This window comes from Enterobacter soli ATCC BAA-2102 (assembly GCF_001654845.1).
GTDB lineage: Bacteria > Pseudomonadota > Gammaproteobacteria > Enterobacterales > Enterobacteriaceae > Enterobacter > Enterobacter soli.
On record NZ_LXES01000040.1, the window covers coordinates 88,644 to 107,932 of the forward strand.

19 protein-coding genes are annotated in these 19,289 nt (G+C 52.0%); 5 read left to right on the forward strand and 14 right to left on the reverse strand.

Annotated elements, in window-relative coordinates:
• Window positions 1-20 precede the first annotated feature (20 nt).
• From potD to potA, 4 genes are read right to left on the reverse strand one after another with little or no spacing between them, the layout of a single operon-like run.
• Window positions 21-1,055: a spermidine/putrescine ABC transporter substrate-binding protein PotD gene (potD, locus tag M987_RS14315; RefSeq protein WP_014069816.1), complete on the reverse strand. Its 1,035-nt coding sequence runs from the start codon at window positions 1,053-1,055 to the stop codon at window positions 21-23.
• Window positions 1,052-1,843 (reverse strand): spermidine/putrescine ABC transporter permease PotC, encoded by a 792-nt coding sequence (gene potC, locus M987_RS14320; RefSeq protein ID WP_014069817.1) that lies wholly within the window; start codon window positions 1,841-1,843, stop codon window positions 1,052-1,054. The genes potD and potC overlap by 4 nt, the downstream gene beginning before the upstream one ends.
• Window positions 1,840-2,697: a spermidine/putrescine ABC transporter permease PotB gene (gene potB / locus M987_RS14325; protein ID WP_014069818.1), complete on the reverse strand. Its 858-nt coding sequence runs from the start codon at window positions 2,695-2,697 to the stop codon at window positions 1,840-1,842. The genes potC and potB overlap by 4 nt, the downstream gene beginning before the upstream one ends.
• Window positions 2,681-3,799: a spermidine/putrescine ABC transporter ATP-binding protein PotA gene (gene potA, locus M987_RS14330; protein WP_014069819.1), complete on the reverse strand. Its 1,119-nt coding sequence runs from the start codon at window positions 3,797-3,799 to the stop codon at window positions 2,681-2,683. The genes potB and potA overlap by 17 nt, the downstream gene beginning before the upstream one ends.
• 267 nt (window positions 3,800-4,066) lie before the next feature.
• On the opposite strand from potA, the gene pepT reads away from it, so the two are divergent.
• A complete protein-coding gene (gene pepT / locus M987_RS14340) occupies window positions 4,067-5,290 on the forward strand; it encodes a peptidase T (protein WP_014069820.1) in 1,224 nt (407 codons plus the stop codon).
• Between the two features lie 66 nt (window positions 5,291-5,356).
• On the opposite strand, the gene M987_RS14345 is transcribed toward pepT, so the two are convergent.
• The 8 genes from M987_RS14345 to rluE form a co-directional block, all read right to left on the reverse strand.
• Window positions 5,357-6,478, reverse strand: a complete 1,122-nt coding sequence (locus M987_RS14345; protein ID WP_014069821.1) for a ribosomal protein uL16 3-hydroxylase — start codon at window positions 6,476-6,478, stop codon at window positions 5,357-5,359.
• Window positions 6,479-6,569: 91 nt separating this feature from the next.
• Entirely contained in the window at window positions 6,570-8,033 is a 1,464-nt protein-coding gene (gene phoQ, locus M987_RS14350) for a two-component system sensor histidine kinase PhoQ (RefSeq protein ID WP_014069822.1), read from the reverse strand.
• The gene (gene phoP, locus M987_RS14355; protein ID WP_041162042.1) at window positions 8,034-8,705 is read right to left on the reverse strand and encodes a two-component system response regulator PhoP; all 672 of its coding nucleotides are present in this window, start codon (window positions 8,703-8,705) and stop codon (window positions 8,034-8,036) included.
• A gap of 125 nt (window positions 8,706-8,830) precedes the next feature.
• A complete protein-coding gene (gene purB, locus M987_RS14360) occupies window positions 8,831-10,201 on the reverse strand; it encodes an adenylosuccinate lyase (RefSeq protein WP_014069824.1) in 1,371 nt (456 codons plus the stop codon).
• Between the two features lie 19 nt (window positions 10,202-10,220).
• The gene (gene hflD, locus M987_RS14365; RefSeq protein WP_014069825.1) at window positions 10,221-10,850 is read right to left on the reverse strand and encodes a high frequency lysogenization protein HflD; all 630 of its coding nucleotides are present in this window, start codon (window positions 10,848-10,850) and stop codon (window positions 10,221-10,223) included.
• Between the two features lie 28 nt (window positions 10,851-10,878).
• A complete protein-coding gene (gene mnmA, locus M987_RS14370) occupies window positions 10,879-11,991 on the reverse strand; it encodes a tRNA 2-thiouridine(34) synthase MnmA (RefSeq protein WP_041162214.1) in 1,113 nt (370 codons plus the stop codon).
• Window positions 11,992-12,031: 40 nt separating this feature from the next.
• The gene (locus M987_RS14375; RefSeq protein WP_014069827.1) at window positions 12,032-12,505 is read right to left on the reverse strand and encodes an NUDIX hydrolase; all 474 of its coding nucleotides are present in this window, start codon (window positions 12,503-12,505) and stop codon (window positions 12,032-12,034) included.
• A 10-nt stretch (window positions 12,506-12,515) separates the two neighbouring features.
• Window positions 12,516-13,169 (reverse strand): 23S rRNA pseudouridine(2457) synthase RluE, encoded by a 654-nt coding sequence (gene rluE / locus M987_RS14380; protein WP_014069828.1) that lies wholly within the window; start codon window positions 13,167-13,169, stop codon window positions 12,516-12,518.
• Window positions 13,170-13,286: 117 nt separating this feature from the next.
• Here rluE and icd point away from each other — a divergent pair, with 117 nt between their 5' ends.
• From icd to M987_RS14395, 3 genes are all read left to right on the forward strand, one after another.
• Window positions 13,287-14,537 (forward strand): NADP-dependent isocitrate dehydrogenase, encoded by a 1,251-nt coding sequence (gene icd / locus M987_RS14385; protein ID WP_014069829.1) that lies wholly within the window; start codon window positions 13,287-13,289, stop codon window positions 14,535-14,537.
• A 134-nt stretch (window positions 14,538-14,671) separates the two neighbouring features.
• Window positions 14,672-14,917: a YmjA family protein gene (locus tag M987_RS14390; RefSeq protein WP_014069830.1), complete on the forward strand. Its 246-nt coding sequence runs from the start codon at window positions 14,672-14,674 to the stop codon at window positions 14,915-14,917.
• Between the two features lie 260 nt (window positions 14,918-15,177).
• The gene (locus M987_RS14395; protein WP_014069831.1) at window positions 15,178-15,876 is read left to right on the forward strand and encodes a hypothetical protein; all 699 of its coding nucleotides are present in this window, start codon (window positions 15,178-15,180) and stop codon (window positions 15,874-15,876) included.
• Here the strand turns inward: M987_RS14395 and M987_RS14400 are convergent.
• Complete coding sequence (locus tag M987_RS14400; protein WP_014069832.1) at window positions 15,853-17,364, reverse strand: EAL domain-containing protein; 1,512 nt, start codon at window positions 17,362-17,364, stop codon at window positions 15,853-15,855. The two genes, M987_RS14395 and M987_RS14400, sit on opposite strands and share 24 nt — an antisense overlap.
• Before the next feature lie 260 nt (window positions 17,365-17,624).
• On the opposite strand from M987_RS14400, the gene M987_RS14405 reads away from it, so the two are divergent.
• Window positions 17,625-19,157 (forward strand): EAL domain-containing protein, encoded by a 1,533-nt coding sequence (locus M987_RS14405; protein WP_014069833.1) that lies wholly within the window; start codon window positions 17,625-17,627, stop codon window positions 19,155-19,157.
• A 35-nt stretch (window positions 19,158-19,192) separates the two neighbouring features.
• On the opposite strand, the gene yncL is transcribed toward M987_RS14405, so the two are convergent.
• The gene (gene yncL / locus M987_RS23985; RefSeq protein WP_071881227.1) at window positions 19,193-19,285 is read right to left on the reverse strand and encodes a stress response membrane protein YncL; all 93 of its coding nucleotides are present in this window, start codon (window positions 19,283-19,285) and stop codon (window positions 19,193-19,195) included.
• Window positions 19,286-19,289 lie beyond the last annotated feature (4 nt).

A 19,289-nucleotide genomic window follows, 5' to 3' on the forward strand; every position in this document is an offset into this window, starting at 1 on the left:
GAGGAAGAACGTGACGCCGGTTAGCGGCCAGCTTTTAACTTCTGGTAATAGTCCTCGTAAATGCGGCTCGCGTCGCCAACATCATTCTGCCATTCGCCTTTACTGATGGTGTCGGCATCCGGATACAGAGACTTATCGTTGGCGACTTCCGGGCTCAGCAGTTTACGCGCGGCCAGGTTTGGCGTGGGATAACCGATGGTCTCGGCAACCTGTTTTGCCACGTCCGGGCGCAGCAGGAAGTTGATAAGCTTAAGGGCACCCTCAACGTTTTTGGCGTTAGACGGAATAGAGAGGCTGTCCATCCAGAAGATGCCGCCTTCTTTTGGCCAGACCACCGTCAGCGGCGTACCGGCCTGACGCGCAACCCAGGCGGAGCCATTCCAGACCATCCCCAGGTTTACTTCACCTTCCATATACGGGTTAGCCGGGTTATCAGAGTTGAATGCCGCCACATTTGGCATTAGTTTTTTCAGTTCGTTATAGGCTGCTTCAATCTCTTTCGGATCGGTGGTGTTACCGGAATAACCGAGCTTACGCAGCGCCATCTGGAACACTTCACGCGCATCGTCGGTCAACAGCAGGCTGCCTTTATACTCAGGTTTCCACAGATCTGCCCAACTGGTGACGGTTTTCGGGTCAATGGCATCGCTGTTGATTCCAATGGCCGTAGCCCCCCAGATATACGGAATAGAGTAGTCGTTATTCGGGTCGAACGGCTTGTTGAGCATCTGCGGATCGAGGTTATTGAAGTGGGACAACTTCGTTTTATCGATCTTCTGGATCATGCCCTCTTTACGCATTTTGTCGACGAAATAGGTTGATGGAACCACCAGATCGTATGCGCCGTCTTTGTACGTTTTGAGCTTGGCGTACATGGTTTCATTCGACTCATAGGTGGAATAGATAACCTTGATACCGGTTTCTTTGGTGAACTGTTCCAGCAGGCCCGGCGGCACATACTCGGTCCAGTTGTAGAAATAGAGTGTCTTGCTGTCATCAGCGTGCGCCGCGCTCATACCCAGCACCAGCGCCGCAGCGGCAAACATTTTTTTCATTTCGATGTCCCCAGAGATTTTGTTTTATCACGCGCAACAAGCTGGCTGGCAATAACCAGAACCAGCGATAACACCAACAGAATAGTCGCCAGCGCGTTCACCTCAGGCGAAACGCCAACTTTCACCATCGAGTAAATCTTCAATGGCAGAATTTCATAGCCAGGCCCGGTCACGAAAGAGGAGACCACTACGTCATCCATCGACAGGGTAAAGCTCAGCAGCCACCCGGCGGCAACGGCAGGCATTGCCAGCGGCAGAATGATCTTGCGCAGGATAGTTATCTCGCTGGCGCCCAGATCCTTCGCTGCTTCAAGCATCCTGACGTCAAACCCTTTCAGACGCGAGTAAACAGTGACCACCACAAACGGCAGGCAGAAGGTGATATGGGAAAACAGCAGCGACCAGAACCCCAGCTGTACGCCCAGCAGCATAAACAGCACCAGCAGTGAAATCGCCATCACGATATCCGGCGACATCATCACCACAAACAGCATCCCACTGACAAACGGTTTACCGCGAAAGCGATAGCGATAGAGCGCAACCGCGGTCAGGGAGCCTATCAGCGTGGCAAAGGTGGCGGAGACGATAGCCATCGTCAGCGAGTGCTGAGCCGCCTGCAACAGGCTGTCGTTGTTCATTAACAGGCTGTACCATTTGGTCGTGAAACCTTGCCAGTTGATCCCGAAGCGCGAGCTGTTAAACGAGTTCACGATCAAAATGATAATCGGGATGTATAAGTAGGCATAAATGGCGGTCATAAAACCGCCGCGAAGCAGTCGACCGATCATTCGAGTTCCACCTTCTTATTCAGTAAACGTGCGGCGCGCCAGTACACCAGCAGCATCAGACCCATTACCAGCGTGAGGGTAATGCTGGTGGCAGAGCCGAACGGCCAGTCACGGATGTTCAGGAACTGACTCTTAATGACGTTACCAATGAGCAGGTTTTTCGCGCCGCCCATCAGGTCGGAAACGTAGAACAGCCCCATGGCAGGCAGCATCACCAGCAGACATCCGGCAATAATGCCCGGCATGGTCAGCGGAATGATAATGCGGATAAAGGTTTGCAGCTTACCCGCACCCAGATCCTTCGCGGCTTCCAGCAGCGGTTTGTCGAGCTTCTCAATGCTGGAGTAAAGCGGCATCACCATAAACGGCAGCAATATGTACACCAGGCCAATGATTACCGCAGCTGGCGTAAACATGATACGCACAGGCGTATCGATCACCCCAAGCCACAGCAGAAATTCATTCATGTACCCTTTAGTACTGAGGAATAACTTCAGCCCGTAAATACGGATTAATGAGTTGGTCCAGAAGGGAACAATCAGTAAAAACAGCAGCAGGGGGCGCACTTTCTGCGGCAGACGCGCCAGAAACCACGCAAAGGGATAGCCCAACACCAGACAGGCGACGGTCGCGATCAGCGCCATATTGAGCGAGTGCAGCAGCACCTCAAAATAGAGCGGGTCGAGCAGGCGCGAGTAGTTGTCCAGTGTGAAGACCAGCGACACGAAATTGGCATCGTCACGGGTTAAGACGCTGGTCACGATAATCATCAGGTTGGGTAAAAAGACAAACAACACAAGCCAACCGACGATAGTGGCAATCACCACATTCTGGAATTTACTTGTGTTCTTCATCAGCCAGTACAACCTCCCAGCTTTCTACCCAGTTAATAACCATTTTCTGATCGAGGGAGTGGTCAAAGTCAGGGTCATCTTCGTTAAAGAATTCGCTGACCATCACCATTTTACCGTTTTCCAGCTCAACCACGGACTCCAGGGTCATCCCTTTGTAGTTCCGTTCGCGGATGTAGCCAATAAGGCCTTCGGCATCCGCCTGATGGTGGATCTCATCGACGCGCAAGTCTTCCGGACGCAGCAGGACATTCAGTTTCTGCCCCGGCTGAACATCGAAGTTCACGTAGATATTACATTCACGGCCTTCAACGTTTGCCCGCACCCGCTGTTCGTCCAGACGCTCAATGACCGTTGCGTTGAAGATGTTGATCTCGCCGATGAAGCTTGCCACAAACAGGTTTTTCGGCTCTTCGTAGATTTCGCGCGGCGTGCCGTCTTGCTCAATTTTGCCGTCCCGCATCACCACAATGCGGTCTGACATGGTGAGCGCTTCTTCCTGATCGTGGGTCACGAAGACAAAGGTGATGCCAAGCTTACGTTGCAGCGCTTTCAGCTCGTTTTGCATCTGTTTGCGCAGTTTATAATCCAGCGCCGAGAGGGATTCATCCAGTAGCAGCAGGCGTGGCTTGTTGACCACGGCGCGCGCAATGGCGACGCGCTGCTGTTGACCACCGGAAAGCTGATGCGGTTTACGCTGGGCAAACTCTTCCAGTTGCACCATCTTTAGCGCATCGGTCACGCGGGGTGGGATCTCGTTTGCTGGCGTTTTTTGCATCCGCAGGCCAAACGCCACGTTCTCAAACACGGTCATGTGCGGGAACAGGGCATAGCTCTGAAAGACGGTATTGACGTGACGTTCTTCGGCAGGAACCTGCGTGATATCGAGGTTCTCAAGGTGGATGTGGCCGTCATCGACATTTTCCAGCCCGGCGATAAGGCGCAGTACGGTTGTCTTGCCGCAGCCTGAAGGGCCAAGCAGCGTAAGAAACTCACCGTCATTGATGGTCAGATTGAGATCGGAAATCACGTCTTTACCATCAAAGCTTTTACGAATTCGTTCCAGTTGCACCAGCGGTGAAAGGGAACGGGGTTGTGTATTCAATTTTTGCGCTGTCCCATATAGACGCTCCGGGTGGCACTCCGAAGCGGGGTTTGTGTGTAACCACCTTGGTGACTCGTAATGAGGGCGGACATTCTACGGCAAACCACTGTAATCGCCAATCCTTGTCACTGATTCATAAGCTACATTTATTATCGCACCTCAGCATAAACGGAAAAAATTCTCGTTTGCGGGATAAAAGTGACCTGACGCAATATTTGCGTTTTGATGCTTATTGATAATGTTGTCACAAAAAGTGAGGGTGACTGCATGGATAAATTACTTGAGCGTTTTTTACAGTACGTATCGCTGGATACCCAATCTAAACCGGGCGTCCGGCAGGTGCCGAGCACCGAAGGCCAGTGGAAGTTATTAAACCTGCTGAAAGGGCAACTCGAGGAGTTGGGGCTGGTCAACGTCACACTCAGCGATAAAGGCACTGTGATGGGAACGCTGCCTGCGAATATCGACGCAGATATCCCGGCCATCGGCTTTATCTCCCATGTCGATACCTCACCGGATTTTAGCGGTAAGCATGTTAATCCGCAGATTGTCGAAAACTATCGTGGCGGTGATATTGCGCTGGGTATTGGCGACGAAGTGCTCTCCCCGGTGATGTTCCCGGTATTGCATCAGTTGCTGGGGCAAACGCTGATCACCACCGACGGTAAAACCCTGCTGGGTGCGGATGACAAAGCCGGTGTTGCCGAGATCATGACCGCGCTGGCTGTACTGAAAGGCAAAAATATCCCGCACGGCGATATCCGCGTGGCGTTCACGCCGGATGAAGAGGTGGGTAAAGGCGCGAAGCATTTTGATGTTGAAGCCTTTAACGCGCAGTGGGCCTATACCGTCGACGGCGGCGGCGTTGGCGAGCTGGAGTTTGAAAACTTCAATGCGGCGTCGGTCACCATTAAAATTGTGGGCAACAACTTGCATCCAGGGTCTGCAAAAGGGGTGATGGTGAATGCGTTGTCGCTGGCCTCGCGCATTCATGCGGAAGTCCCGGCAGAAGAGAGCCCGGAGCTGACCGATGGCTATGAGGGGTTCTATCATCTGACCAGCATCAAAGGCACCGTGGACAGTGCGCAGATGCACTACATCGTCCGCGATTTTGATCGTAAAGCCTTTGAAGCGCGTAAGCGCAAGATGATGGAGATCGCCAAAAAGGTGGGCAAGGGGCTGCACCCTGATTGCTATATTGAGCTGATCATTGAAGACAGCTATTACAATATGCGCGAGAAGGTAATGGAGCATCCGCATATCCTTGATATCGCCCAGCAGGCGATGCGGGACTGCGACATTGAGCCTATGCTGAAACCGATTCGCGGCGGCACAGACGGCTCGCAGCTTTCGTTCATGGGGTTGCCATGCCCGAACCTGTTTACCGGCGGGTATAACTACCACGGCAAACACGAGTTTGTGACGCTGGAAGGCATGGAGAAAGCGGTGAAAGTGATCGTGCGGATCGCAGAGTTAACGGCGAAACGGTAGCCACAAGGCAGTATGAGGTTTTGTAGGCCGGGTAAGGCGAAGCCGCCACCCGGCAAATATCACGACTCAGTCCTCAAAGAACCAATACCCGCTGTTCACCAGTGCGGCCAGCATTGCGAGGAATGACGGGTCTTCCAGCGCATCGCCAAAGGTATCCGCAGTCAGCACCATGTGGCTGGCAATGGATTCAAGCGCCGGGCGGTGCGGAGAATCCAGCTTCTCGCCGTTAACGAAAACATCTTCGCCAATGCGCAGTACGCGCAATCCTCCGAGGCGTACCAGCTTATCGCCCTGTTGCAGCGCATCATAAATCTCGTCGGCCTGATACGGCGGCTCTGGCGGTGCTACGTCCAGCTCGTGACGGGACTGGCTGACAAACTCACCAAACCATTGTCTGAAATGTTCAGGTTCGTTAATCAAATCCAGCATCATCCCGCGCAGCTTATCCAGCTCCTGCGGCAGAATATCGGCAGGATGCTCACGTGCCGGCACATCCGGGTCACTGTAACGGTAGCTGCCCAGCTCACGCTGCAACACGTAGTCGGCAAAACCGCTGATCATCTCCCGGCCGCTTGGCGCGCGGAAACCAACGGAATAGTTCAGGGAGTTTTCCAGGGAGTAACCTTCATGCGGGAATCCAGGCGGAATATAGAGAATGTCGCCAGGCTCCAGCTCCTCGTCGATAATCCCTTCAAATGGATCTACCTGAAGCAGGTCCGGATGCGGGCAGTGCTGTTTCATCGGCACTTTCTCACCCACACGCCAGCGGCGGCGACCGGTACCCTGAATGATAAACACGTCGTACTGATCCAGATGCGGACCAACACCGCCGCCGGGAACGGAGAAGGAGATCATCAGATCGTCCATTCGCCAGTCGGGCAGGGCGCGGAACGGACGCATTAACGCTGCGGTAGGTTCATGCCAGTTGTTGACCGCCTGAACCAGTAAAGACCAGTTGTTTTCACCCAGGTGATCGTAGCTTTCGAATGGGCCGTGGCTGACTTGCCATTTCCCGTCCTGGTGACTGACCAGGCGGCTGTCCACTTCGTTTTCCATTGCCAGGCCGGCCAGCTCATCAGGGGAGATGGGGTCGATGAAATTGCTGATCCCGCGTTTCAGAACGACCGGGCGTTTTTGCCAGTAGCGTTCAATAAATTCGGGCCAGTTAAGTGTTAAGTGATATTCCATATTTTTTTATTCCGCAGGCTCTTACTGAAACGGATTATAACGGAAGCAGCAGAGCCTGGGTGCGAGATCCTCGCATTTTTCGCATAACGGATTAACTATCGTTCAATGTGGGTTGTTGACGACCAAAAATAACTTCCATTCGCGCGCCACCCAGCAAGCTTTCGCCGGTTTCAATCTTGCCATCGTATTGATCAACAATCTCCAGCGCGACGGATAAGCCAACGCCCTGTCCCGGGCGCAGCGTGTCGGCACGTTGTCCGCGGTCAAAAACGACATCGCGTTTATTGCGTGGAATTCCCGGGCCGTCATCCTCAACAATAATATGCAGTTCGTTTTCTGTCTGTCGGGCAGACACCTCAACAAATTCCAGGCAATATTTGCACGCGTTGTCGAGCAGGTTCCCCATCACTTCCATAAAATCATTTTTCTCACCCACAAAGCTGATTTCCGGGGAAATATCGAGGCTGATATTGACCCCTTTGCGTTGATAAACCTTATTCAGCGCGGAGGTGAGGTTATCCAGCAGTGGGGCAACCGGATGCAGTTCACGGCTTAGCAATGCGCTACCTGAACGCATACTGGCACGATGCAGGTAATAGCCGATTTGCTGTGAAATACGGCTGATCTGCTCAAGCATCACCGGCTCGGCGTCATCGACGCTCAGCTTTGCGCTGCGCATTGATCGCAACGTGCTTTGCATCACGGCGAGCGGTGTTTTCAGGCTGTGTGTAAGGTCAGTGAGGGTGGTGCGGTATTTATCGTAGCGCTCGCGCTCGCTTTTCAGCAGGCGGTTAAGGTTGCGCACCAGGCTTGTCAGTTCACGGGTGGTGTCCGGGTTGAGCTTCTCACGGTGATGCTCTTCCAGTTCACGCACCTCTTTCGCCAGCGATTCTATAGGGCGCAGGCTCCACCAGGCGGCCAGCCAAAGCAGGGGGATGACCAGCAACAGGTTGGCAGCCAGAACGTAAATGAACCAGCTCCACACCATATAGGAACGTTTCAGTTCAACCGGAATGGTGTCGATCACCACGATAGTCAGCTGCGGCATTTGGGTTGTCGCAGGATACAGGTTAATGGCGACGGAGTGGGTCATCTCCGTTTCGTTATCATCTGCACGGATCTCATCGAGCTTCTGCTGAAGGGAGAGATCGTTACGGATCAAGGTGCTGGAGGCGTTAAGATCGGCTTCTATTTCATGAAAGCCGTTGGTTTTGAGCCACTCAGGGCGGATGCGCTGGACAAGCCAGGGAACATCACGCTGTGCCCACAGTAACTTACCCTTTTCGTTGTAAATCAGCGCCATGGTGGGGCTTTGCTGATTCAGGTTTTCCGGCATGTCCACGCTGATGTGGTTATCTTCCCACTTCGCCAGGGTGTAAAACAGATTACTTTCACCGCGCAGCAGGCGAAACGTGGTTTTATCAAAACTTACGCTATACCCGACCAGGGCAACCATGCCATAAGACAAGGAGAGCACCAGCACAACGGCGGCGGTTGCCAGCAGAAAACGAACCCGCAGCGAGAGGGGTAAAATGTGGCGGAGTATCCCTTTCATTTAGCGTAATTCGAACAGATAACCCTGACCACGAACGGTGGTTATCACATCCTGTGGATACTGGGCCTGAATTTTCTTACGTAAACGCCCCATCAGCACATCAATGGTGTGGCTCTCACGCAGCTCGGCATCCGGATAAAGCTGGAGCATCAGCGAATCTTTGCTCACCACTTTACCGCTATTGCGGATCAGCGTTTCCATGATGGTGTACTCAAACGCGGTGAGTTTGATGACCTCGTCATGAATGGAAAATTCACGGCGTGAGAGATCAACCTGGAAGGGTGGAATAGAGATAACCTGCGATGCCAGCCCGCTGTTACGACGCAACAGCGCCTGCATCCGCGCGGCCACTTCTTCAATATGGAACGGCTTGGTTACGTAGTCATCTGCGCCAGCACTGAGCACTTCGACTTTATCCTGCCAGCCTTCGCGGGCGGTCAGCACCAGAACCGGAAGCGACACGTCATGGCTGCGCCAGCGGCGGATCAGCGACAGACCATCTTCATCCGGCAATCCTAAATCGACGATGGCAATATCCGGCAGGTGTTCATTGAGATAATAATCGGCTTCTTTTGCATCTTCGGCATCGTCCACCTGATGTCCCATCTCCTGAAGTTGTACTTTCAGGTGATGGCGTAGCAATGCATTATCCTCAACAACCAATACGCGCATCATCTCTTCTCCCTAAATTAATGGTATGAATAGTTTAACGCCGATTATGTTGTTGTGGGGATAAACATTTATTAAACCGGGGAAAAGCAACCCTCTTTCCGGGCGGAAAGAGGGTAGAGGGAGGATTACTTCAGTTCATCAACCATAGTGATGGCGCGACCGATGTAATTCGCCGGGGTCATCTCTTTCAGGCGAGTCTTCTCTTCTTCCGGCAGTGGCAGGCTGTCGATAAACTGTTTCATGCCTTCAGCGTCAACGCGCTTACCGCGGGTCAGTTCTTTCAGTTTTTCGTATGGCTTTTCAATGCCGTAACGACGCATAACGGTCTGGATTGGCTCTGCCAGGACTTCCCAGTTGTGATCCAGCTCGTCCAGCAGACGGTCGCGGTTCACTTCCAGTTTGCTCACGCCTTTCAGGGTGGACTGGTAAGCGATCAGCGCATAGCCGATACCCACGCCCAGGTTACGCAGAACGGTGGAGTCGGTCAGGTCACGCTGCCAGCGAGAAACCGGCAGTTTGCTCGCCATATGTTGCAGTACGGCGTTTGCCAGGCCCAGGTTGCCTTCGGAGTTTTCGAAGTCAATTGGGTTCACTTTATGCGGCATGGTGGAAGAGCCGATTTCGCCGGCGATGGTTTTCTGCTTGAAGTGGTTCAGTGCGATGTAACCCCACACGTCACGATCGAAGTCGATCAGAATGGTGTTGAAACGCGCGATGCAATCAAACAGCTCGGCGATGTAGTCGTGCGGCTCAATCTGTGTCGTGTACGGGTTCCACTGAATACCCAGAGAAGTGACGAACTCTTCGCTGAACTGGTGCCAGTCAACTTCAGGGTAAGCGGCGATGTGGGCGTTGTAGTTACCGACCGCACCGTTGATTTTACCCAGAATTTCAACTTGCTCCAGCTGGCGGTACTGGCGCTCCATACGGTACGCCACGTTTGCCATCTCTTTACCCATGGTGGATGGGGTAGCTGGCTGGCCGTGAGTACGGGAAAGCAGCGGAATATCACGATATTCAACGGTCAGGGCTTTTACTGCATCGATGATTTTGCGCCAGTAAGGCAGAACCACGTCTTTGCGCGCGGTAGAGAGCATCAGCGCGTGAGACAGGTTGTTGATATCTTCTGATGTGCAGGCGAAGTGAATGAATTCAGACACCGCGTGCAGAGCAGGCACGGCGGCCACTTTCTCTTTCAGGAAATACTCAACCGCTTTCACGTCATGGTTGGTGGTGCGTTCGATGGTTTTAATGCGCGCGGCATCTTCTTCGTTGAAGTCAGCAATGATTTTATCAAGGTAATCGTTTGCCTGGGCGTCAAAAGCAGGAACTTCCTTGATTGCTGCCTGGGCGGCCAGCTTTTGCAGCCAGCGTACTTCAACCTGTACACGGAACTTCAGCAGACCATATTCGCTGAAGATCCCGCGCAGCGCGCTGACTTTATCGCCGTAGCGTCCGTCGACAGGGGAAACGGCGGTCAGTGAGGATAATTCCATAATTCGCAACTCCGGGAGGTTAACAATGAGCAAGAATTTGTTTTGCCTGAGTTGTCAGGCGATTACGAGAAAACATTAATTGCAGGCGGCCACCGCCGACCTGATGCCACAGAACGGCAGCACGAATGCCAGCCAGCAACGAGGCGCGAACCTTTGCCTGCACTTGTGGACTTTGCAACACGGCAGGGGAGCCGGTGACCTGGATGCGCGGCCCCAGCGGGCTTACCACATCAACATAGATGCCTGCCATGGCGCTCAGCAGGGTTTCAGATTGCAGATCGAAGTGATCGAGCTGACGCTGTAACCCGCCAATGCGGTCGCCGAGGGTATCCAGAGCCCCTTTGGCTGCATTTAATTTTCGTTCAAGTACCATCAGGCTTAACGTGTAACGGGTCAGTTCCGCGTTTAGACCCTGACGGTTGCTGGCGTTAAGAACGCCGAGCAGCGTCTCAAGACCGAGGCGAAGATTGGTTTCACTGCCACCGAAAACACCCAGCGTAGAGCCAGGGTTAAGGTCAATTACGCTGTTCAGTGAAACGTGCAGGGCATCAGCGTCGCAATGACCCTGATGCGCAAGCTGTTGCACCAGACGGGCCGACTGGCAAATTCCCGCCAGCGCCAGGGTGATGTCGTAATAATTCTTCGCCACACGTTCTCCTTTATGTGTGCAATCGCTGTTAAACAGCGGGCAGCGGCAGGCGCTGTTCGATGATCCCACCACCCAGGCAAATTTCACCGCTATAGAAAACGGCAGACTGACCCGGGGTGACGGCAGCAACAGGTTCGTCGAAACGCACTTCGATACGATCGTCATCCAGTGCGGTAACAGTGCAAGGAATATCGGTCTGACGGTAACGCGTTTTTACAGTGCAACGCAGCGTGCCGGTTACCGGCTCACGATCCACCCAGTGCAGCTGTTGGGCAATAAGGCCAACGGACATCAGGCGCGGGTGATCATGGCCCTGAGCCACGATCAGGATATTGTTTTCGACATCTTTGTCGACGACGTACCACGGATCTTCGCTACCTTCTTTGGTACCGCCGATTCCCAGACCTTTACGCTGGCCGAGGGTGTGGTACATCAGACCCTGATGCTGGCCAATCTCTTCACCGTCAACGGTGACAATTTTACCCGGCTGGGCAGGCAGGTAGCGACCGAGGAACTCACGGAATTTACGCTCGCCGATAAAACAGATGCCGGTGGAATCTTTTTTCTTCGCGGTGATGAGATCAAGCTCTTCGGCAATTTTACGCACTTCTGGTTTTTCCAGCTCGCCGACCGGGAACAGACTCTGGGCAATCTGCTCGTGGCTGAGTGTGTAAAGGAAGTAGCTCTGATCTTTGTTGCCATCCAGGCCACGCAGCAGCTGGCTTTTGCCATTCACATCTGCGCGACGCACGTAGTGCCCGGTCGCAATGTAATCTGCGCCCAGATCTTCTGCGGCGAATTCCAGGAAGGCTTTAAATTTGATCTCTTTGTTGCACAGAATATCCGGGTTTGGGGTACGGCCGGCTTTGTACTCTTCAAGGAAGAGTTCAAACACGTTGTCCCAGTATTCTGCGGCAAAGTTAACGGTATGCAGTTCGATGCCGAGCTTATCGCACACGGCCTGCGCATCGGCGAGATCCGCTGCGGCTGTACAGTATTCCTCGCCATCGTCTTCCTCCCAGTTCTTCATGAACAGGCCCTCCACCTTATAGCCCTGTTGTTGCAACAGGTAGGCGGAAACGGAGGAATCGACACCGCCGGACATGCCGACGATCACTTTTTTCTGGCTGTTATCTGACATGGAATACTCACGACATTGAACTTCAAGGCGGCGTATTCTATCACGCGCCCCCACCATTGACACCCTCTGTAAACGGCCAGTTAAATTCTGCAACGATCTCAAGCGGCAGCCGGTTTCCGTTCTGATAACAACGAATGCTCTCAGCAACCAGCGGTGAACGCAGGTTTGGCGCGTTCAGGATCTCGTCGGCAGTGACCCACAGGCAGCGATCGATATCGTCATCATGCGGTTCAGTGGCGCACGTTTCGCTAAGCTCAATGGCAAATAAGAAGCGCAGGAACGGTGTGCGATCGGGGGCAATCCACTGATGCAGACGAATGAAATGCTGCGGATCTGCATGAATACCTGTCTCTTCCCACAGCTCGCGGCGTGCCGCCTCAACCAGTGTTTCGTCCGCTTCCAGATGGCCGGCAGGCTGGTTCCAGAGCGCTTTTCCGTTGATGGTTTCTTCAACGACCAGGAATTTACCCTGCGCGTGCACCACACAAGCAACGGTGACATGAGGTTTAAACATGTTTTCTCCTTTAAGGGGCAACGTCTCGCCATTCGCCGTTCGCGAGAGTATCCAGAGTGTAGTCGCCCATTGCGTAACGAATAAGGCGCAGGGTCGGGAAACCTACGTGGGCCGTCATGCGACGGACCTGGCGGTTACGTCCCTCATACAGGGTGATTTTCAACCAACTGGTGGGAATGGCTTTACGTTCACGAATGGGGGGATTGCGCGGCCAGAGCCACTCCGGCTCGCTCACAAGCTCAACACCCGCGGGCAGGGTGGGGCCATCATTTAAGGTTACGCCCGTGCGTAATCTGGCCAGCGTTTCTTCGTCGGGTTCACCTTCAACCTGGACAAAGTAGATTTTACCCGTGCGTTTACCCGGCTGCGTCAGGCGCGCCTGAAGCCCGCCGTCGTTGGTTAACACCAGTAACCCTTCGCTGTCACGGTCCAGACGCCCGGCGGCGTAGACACCCTGCACGGGGATGTAGTCTTTCAACGTGCCGCGCCCGGCTTCATCGGTAAACTGCGGCAAAACATCGTAGGGTTTATTGAACAGAATCACCCGCTTTGGCTGGGTTTCTTGCTTTCTTCTGGTGTCTTGTCGTGAGCTGAATCGCTCAACCCGGTGATTTCTAAAAGAAGTTTTCTTCATGGTATTTTCAGGCTCTATCAATTGCCGCATTATAGCCTAATAACGAAGACCTTTCATGGCGGCAGACAATCAGGTACTATCGAAAGGCTCATTACAATTTATTAACATAAGATCAGTAACAACCAGAAGCGCTCGAAGGAGAGGTTAATGGAAAGCAAAGTAGTTGTTCCGGCGGAAGGTAAAAAGATCACCCTGCAAAACGGCAAAATTAACGTTCCAAACAACCCGGTAATCCCGTTCATCGAAGGTGACGGTATCGGTGTAGACGTTACTCCTGCAATGCTGAAAGTGGTTGATGCCGCTGTTGAGAAAGCCTACAAAGGCGAGCGTAAAATTTCCTGGATGGAAATTTACACCGGTGAAAAATCTACTCAAGTTTATGGCCAGGACGTTTGGCTGCCAGCAGAAACGCTGGACCTGATCCGCGATTACCGTGTTGCTATTAAAGGCCCACTGACCACCCCAGTCGGCGGCGGTATCCGTTCCCTGAACGTGGCTCTGCGTCAGGAACTGGATCTGTATGTGTGTCTGCGTCCTGTGCGTTACTACCAGGGCACCCCAAGCCCGGTGAAACACCCGGAACTGACCGATATGGTTATCTTCCGTGAAAACTCAGAAGACATCTACGCAGGTATCGAATGGAAAGCTGACTCTGCCGACGCAGAAAAAGTGATCAAATTCCTGCGCGAAGAGATGGGCGTGAAGAAAATCCGCTTCCCTGAACATTGCGGTATCGGCATCAAGCCGTGCTCCGAAGAAGGGACCAAGCGTCTGGTGCGTGCAGCAATCGAATACGCAATCACCAACGACCGTGACTCTGTGACTCTGGTTCACAAAGGCAACATCATGAAGTTCACCGAAGGCGCGTTCAAAGACTGGGGCTACCAGTTGGCGACCGAAGAGTTCGGCGGCGAGCTGATCGACGGCGGCCCATGGCAGAAGATTAAGAACCCGAACACCGGCAAAGAGATCATCATTAAAGATGTGATCGCCGATGCGTTCCTGCAACAGATCCTGCTGCGTCCTGCTGAGTACGATGTGATCGCCTGTATGAACCTGAACGGTGACTACATCTCTGACGCCCTGGCGGCGCAAGTTGGCGGTATCGGTATTGCCCCTGGCGCGAACATTGGCGACGAGTGCGCGCTGTTTGAAGCGACCCACGGTACTGCGCCTAAATATGCAGGCCAGGACAAAGTGAACCCAGGCTCTATCATCCTGTCCGCAGAAATGATGCTGCGTCACATGGAATGGTTCGAAGCCGCAGACCTGATCGTTAAAGGTATGGAAGGCGCGATTAACGCGAAAACCGTCACCTATGACTTCGAGCGTCTGATGGAAGGCGCTAAACTACTGAAATGTTCAGAGTTTGGCGACGCGATTATCGCGAACATGTAATCCACTCGCTGGGTTAAACAAGAACGGGAGCCGATGGGTTCCCGTTTTTTTTCGTGTCGTTTATCTGTAAGAAGCAGGCGTTTACCCTTAAGATGCGCAGTGTAGAACCCGCTAATCGTCAGATGAGAGACAAGATGAACAACGACATCCCCCTGAAATACTACGACATCGTAGATGAGTATTCGACTGAAGCCGCGGACACGGTGAGCGAGGCGGAGCGTGACTCGCTTGCGAACTATTTCCAGCTGCTGCTGACCCGTTTAATGAACAACGAAGAAATCAGCGAAGAAGCGCAGCAAGAGATGGCCAGTGAAGCTGGCATTAATGTGTTGCGCATTGATGACATCGCCAACTTCCTGAATCAATGGGGTAACGAGTAACGGCAAAAGTGCCGTGCCGTACGCTTAAAACGCTTTGCCCTGATGTTTTGCTATGCAGCTCAGCATGACGCTATCGGACCACAGGCATTTTTTTCGTACAACGTGCGAAGAAGGCTGTTTGACGAACAGGGCAAACATCAGCGTCAGGAAAAAGAGTATCAAGGGAACCGCTAAAGATAGTTTCACGTTTTTACCAAATGAGTGGTTTTGCCAGGCTAATCTACAGCCTGAATATGACGGCTTTATTGTTGGAATATGAAATGCAAATGCCTGAGTTAGACAACCTCTACAGCTCAACCAACCTGAAAACGCGGGCGATTTGGCGTGAGAGTATCGATCCTGGCAACCCGATACAAGCGTATTATGCACCGCAGAAATTTGCGCTGGCGACCGGTTTTCAGCCGCAGATGTCTGGCCTCATTAAAGCGCTGTTCAGTGAACTCCATTCTTTGACCCGAAACGACAGCCTGGCCGATCTTCAACCGGTGAGTGGTTTTCATTTCACGTTTGTGCCGCTGACGCTGCCGTTATATGAAGAAAATGAACCGTTACCCGCGAAGATAGATCGCCTGATTGGGGCCTGGCCACCTTTTGAGGGGCAAACTATCACTATCCGGGATTTACGACTGGTGGCGCTGCCGGGGCAGTTACTGCTCGCCGGAATACCCGAAAATCCCGCGCCAGCACTTCGCCAGACTTTTTGCGAGCAGATCCTGAATTCCTCCTGGAAAGACGAGTTGCTGCTGCGCCACGCGAAAACACCGTTACCCGCGCCATTCTGGCATACGACCCTGCTTCGCTATGGAGCAGAACGTTTACCCGAGTCTTTGAGGTCGTTCTTCCTCGCGCGTGAATCACAGCAGTACGGCGAGGTTGCAGGAAAACTCAAACTGGTGCGAATCAATTACAACTGGACGCGCTGTTACCCCGTTACGCTAGCGGTTGGGGGAGTCGACTGAGCCTGTGAGGATTTTCGCCAGTTCATCTCGGCTGAGTGATTTTGAAAAATACCAGCCCTGGATCAGTGAGTCTCGGTAGCGTTCAGAGATAAACGCATATTGTGTTTCATTCTCCACCCCTTCAAAAACGAGCGTTTTATTCAGTTTTAACAGTGCATCGCAAAAGATAAGGAAGATATCTTTTTTATAGCTTTCATTAATGCCATCTACGAGAGATTTGTCTATTTTAATTTCGTCATATTCGAGGTTGGCCAGCCGTGCAATATTCGAGTTTTGTACGCCGAAATCATCGATAGATATTTTAACCCCCACTGATTTCAACTCTTTACAGAAATCAATAAGAATATCGTGGTGGGCAACTGCTTTTTCAGAAAGCTCGATTTTTATCAGCGACAACGGAATGTTGTTGAGCAGGCACTCCCGGCGCAAAATTTTACTGAACATCCCGTCTTCAATTTCGATACGTCCGACGTTCAATGAAATTAATAGCTGATGTTCATTCGCGAGGCTGGATATCTCAGCGAAAGATTTCTTAATGATGTTGGTGTAATAATTATCATAAAGCCCGAACTTCTCAATGAGAGGGATAAAGAGTTCGGGTGATACATCCATAGCGTTACTGTCCTGCCAGCGGGAAAGCACCTCAACGCCGACGATTTTTTTATCACCCGGACGGACGATGGGCTGGTAGTGCACGCCGATGGTATTCGCTTTCACGGCTTTGACCAGCGTCTTTTCTAGCGAGAAACGGTCTTCGTAAAGCCGAAACGAATAGAGCGAAATGGATATCCAGATAAAGTATAAGACGACCGTCAGCAGGATAAATATGGCTATGGATAACGACGCCAGACCCGCATCATGATGCTTTACAATCACACATAAATCCCACCGTGAGCTGCACTGGGTAATCGTCAGGGTAAAGAATCGAGAGGGTAGCCAGCTGCTTTTTGCGATAACCGGATTGACGGTGAAAAATGTTCTGCCAAAGTCTTTGGTGGTTGAGCTTAACGAGTAGCTTGCGGTGACCGGGGTAAATTTATCGTAGGCATAGCGTGAGGTGAATATAATAATATTGTTGTAAATCGCCGCATTACCGGTAAAGAAATCTTTTTGCGAGAACTGCGCCAGGATAAAACCATTGGACGTTTTATGTAATTCAGAAGGAAGGCTAACGGGCGTGGTCAGTTTTCCCCAGAAGGCGGTACAGGCAATTTTACCGTTCTCAATAAAACCAATATCACCGAAGTAGAGACTATCAAGTTTTAACTTTCGGTAATTATCCAGGCTTGCTTTATCACATCCCTGTGTGGTCACGCTTTTTAGTGCGGTTGCTACGCTTTGGGATAAACCTTCGGAGTATTGCAGGAGGGTATTTGAAATCTCAAGCTGCTTGTTTTTCTGTTGCTCCAGAATAATGGCATTCACAGCATAAAAAGAGAGAAGGACCAGAAAGGTTGCAATGAGCGAAACCGCAATGATCTTCTTCATTTTTTTCTGCGTCCTTTCTGCCTCCTGATTTTCAGAATCTTAACACAGGCAGTAAAAGGCACAAGCCTGGTAATAACGGTAGGTTACTTTACGGGATGGCGTTTTGTTCCGCGATGGCGCTATCAGTTTTCCTGTTTCCCCGAGGCTCGTGGGTGAGATCTCAGCTATGCTGTATTTATCTTCATAAGCGGCGCTGAGTTAGCCTAACCCTCTAATTCAACATAACTAAATGCTTGTTTTTTCTTTTCTAAGGAAAAATCGTGCGCAACGCTTTTATCCCAATCCTGAGTGCAGTCTTCCTCTTTCTGGCGGGAATGCTGACAATCAACTGGCAGCTGTGGCACATGGCGACGTTAAACTCCGCCGGGGCAGCCAGGTCCAGCACCTTTAAAATCGATGCCATCCTCAATGAAGCGGTGAATGCAGCTGATACTGCACAACGCGTTGCGGCGCAGGGCTGTACCAGCGGTGGGCAACTGGAATTAGGTACAGAGGCTGCGCTTAAACCCCATCTGCGCGCAATTATGATCGAGCAGGGCGGTACTATTATGTGTACCTCTTTGCCGGGTAATGGGGTGTTAATTATTCATCCCGAAACTTTACCGGACGAAAAATTAATTCTGTTGCCCGGGAACCGATTAATTAATGGTGTCCCGGTGCTTGTTTTCCAGCGTCCGATACCTGGTGGGCGGGTCATCATTAGTGTCAGCGATGCTCATTTGCGTGACGTGATCGCAGGGACATCCGAAAACCTGGCGCTGGTGGTGAATAAACAGCAGCTTGCGCGCACGGGTGATGTTAGCCCGCTGCCGACGTCGCAACCATCGACAACGCTTGCGTCATCAGCACTCTTTCCTTTCAGCATGGCCTGGCAGGCCCCTGCGTTCTTTGATATGACGCGGCTGGCCCAGCAGGGGTGGAGCCTGATGCTGTTGGTCTTTATCCTCTCCGTTGCGGTGGGTATTTTGTGGCGCCGCTATGCAGGTAAAAGCACCACCTTTGAAGAGGACCTGCGCAAAGCCATCATCAGAGGCGACATCGTGCCTTTCTATCAACCGATTATGAATGGCAAGACCGGTGGGCTATACGGTGTTGAGGTGCTGGCCAGGTGGAAACATCCGAAATCAGGCTATATTCCCCCTGACGTGTTTATTCCTATTGCTGAGCGCAGTGGGTTAATCATCCCGCTGACGAAGGGGCTGATGGAAAAAGTGGTCAGCCAGCTAAAACCGTTGCTTCCGAAATTACCGGATGGATTTCATATTGGGGTGAATATTAGCGCCCGGCATATTAATTCCCCGACATTTATCGGGGACTGCAACACCTTTGGCCAGGGGTTCAAGGGGAAAAAGATCAAGCTGGTTCTGGAAGTGACCGAGCGGGAGCCCTTGCTCGACAACCCTGAACTCATCGAAAATCTTAATACGCTGCATAATTCGGGGTTTGTGATTGCTCTGGACGATTTTGGTACCGGTTATTCAGGGCTGTCATGCCTCGATGCGCTGGCCATTGACTATATCAAAATCGATAAAAGTTTTGTCAGCCGGGTATCGGAACAGAAAGATTCAACTATTCTGCTGGACTGTGTGATTGAGATAGCAAAGAAATTGTCGTTAAGCATTGTGGCGGAAGGCGTTGAAACAAAAGAGCAGTTAGAATATCTGAACCGCAATCAAATCAACCTGTTGCAAGGGTACTATTTCGGTAAACCCGTTTCGTATGTTGAGTTCATTAAATTCCTGCTCTCAAAACCTAAAGAGGAGATCAGGGTGTACGAGGAAGAAAAGGTCTGAACGCCGGGCAGGGGAACCGCCCGGGCGTTGGCGGTTCAGAACCACTCAAACCTGGCAGACAGCAACAACAGCAGCGTGCTGGCAGAAACAAGGTTAAGGCAAATCACAAACTTGCTTGATACGTTCATGTTA

Bases quoted from the DNA above. Each gene is read 5' to 3' on its own strand.
- M987_RS14390 (WP_014069830.1), top strand. From the start codon at position 14,672: ATGAACAACGACATCCCCCTGAAATACTACGACATCGTAGATGAGTAT.
- potD (WP_014069816.1), bottom strand. From the start codon at position 1,055: ATGAAAAAAATGTTTGCCGCTGCGGCGCTGGTGCTGGGTATGAGCGCG.
- M987_RS14395 (WP_014069831.1), top strand. From the start codon at position 15,178: ATGCAAATGCCTGAGTTAGACAACCTCTACAGCTCAACCAACCTGAAA.
- pepT (WP_014069820.1), top strand. From the start codon at position 4,067: ATGGATAAATTACTTGAGCGTTTTTTACAGTACGTATCGCTGGATACC.
- yncL (WP_071881227.1), bottom strand. From the start codon at position 19,285: ATGAACGTATCAAGCAAGTTTGTGATTTGCCTTAACCTTGTTTCTGCC.
- mnmA (WP_041162214.1), bottom strand. From the start codon at position 11,991: ATGTCAGATAACAGCCAGAAAAAAGTGATCGTCGGCATGTCCGGCGGT.
- M987_RS14375 (WP_014069827.1), bottom strand. From the start codon at position 12,505: ATGTTTAAACCTCATGTCACCGTTGCTTGTGTGGTGCACGCGCAGGGT.
- phoP (WP_041162042.1), bottom strand. From the start codon at position 8,705: ATGCGCGTATTGGTTGTTGAGGATAATGCATTGCTACGCCATCACCTG.
- phoQ (WP_014069822.1), bottom strand. From the start codon at position 8,033: ATGAAAGGGATACTCCGCCACATTTTACCCCTCTCGCTGCGGGTTCGT.
- potC (WP_014069817.1), bottom strand. From the start codon at position 1,843: ATGATCGGTCGACTGCTTCGCGGCGGTTTTATGACCGCCATTTATGCC.
- icd (WP_014069829.1), top strand. From the start codon at position 13,287: ATGGAAAGCAAAGTAGTTGTTCCGGCGGAAGGTAAAAAGATCACCCTG.
- rluE (WP_014069828.1), bottom strand. From the start codon at position 13,169: ATGCGGCAATTGATAGAGCCTGAAAATACCATGAAGAAAACTTCTTTT.
- purB (WP_014069824.1), bottom strand. From the start codon at position 10,201: ATGGAATTATCCTCACTGACCGCCGTTTCCCCTGTCGACGGACGCTAC.
- potB (WP_014069818.1), bottom strand. From the start codon at position 2,697: ATGAAGAACACAAGTAAATTCCAGAATGTGGTGATTGCCACTATCGTC.
- M987_RS14400 (WP_014069832.1), bottom strand. From the start codon at position 17,364: ATGAAGAAGATCATTGCGGTTTCGCTCATTGCAACCTTTCTGGTCCTT.
- M987_RS14345 (WP_014069821.1), bottom strand. From the start codon at position 6,478: ATGGAATATCACTTAACACTTAACTGGCCCGAATTTATTGAACGCTAC.